Source organism: Chryseobacterium sp. DT-167, from assembly GCF_058310155.1.
Genome location: NZ_JBZEEQ010000108.1, coordinates 1 through 566 on the forward strand (window position 1 = coordinate 1; position 566 = coordinate 566).

1 protein-coding gene is annotated in these 566 nt (G+C 73.9%); it reads right to left on the minus strand.

Annotated elements, in window-relative coordinates; genetic code table 11:
* Nucleotides 1-430 (minus strand): bifunctional 4-hydroxy-2-oxoglutarate aldolase/2-dehydro-3-deoxy-phosphogluconate aldolase (locus AC4FQ5_RS20005; protein WP_491146435.1); only part of this gene is annotated, 430 nt, incomplete at its 3' end.
* Between the last annotated feature and the right edge of the window lie 136 nt (nt 431-566).

Consider the following 566-nt stretch of genomic DNA (forward strand, 5'->3'; position numbering starts at 1 on the left):
CCAACGCCTTGAGGAACGGGGCACCCCCGGCCTGCTGCGCGGGGAAGAACTTGAGGTCGGTGTACCCGGCATCGGCGAGCGCCATCGCCTCCGTCACGGAGGAGACACCGGGCAGGAGTGGCACCCCCGCGTCGGCGACGGCGGCGAGCACCGCGGGCGTGCTGCCGGGGCTCACGAGGAACCGGGCTCCGGCCGCCGACGCGGCGGCGACGTCGGCGGGAGTCAGCACCGTTCCGATGCCGAGCAGGATTTCCGGCACCTCGTCGGCGATCGCCCGGGCGCACTCGAGGGCGCGCGGCGTGCGCAGCGTCAGCTCGATGATCGACACGCCGCCCTCGACGAGCGCGCGTGCGACGTGGGGTGCGGCGGCCGGGTCATCGAGCACGACGACGGGGATCACGGGCGAGACCGTGAGGAAGTCGGTGGTCATGGGGTCTCCGACTCGAGGTAGACGGCGAGGGCGGTCGTGTCGGCGGCGGCGAGCGCCTCGTAGGCGTCGACGACGAGCGCCGGGAACGGTCCCGTCGAGAGGCACGCGGGGAAGACGTCGGACTGCGCGAGCAGCG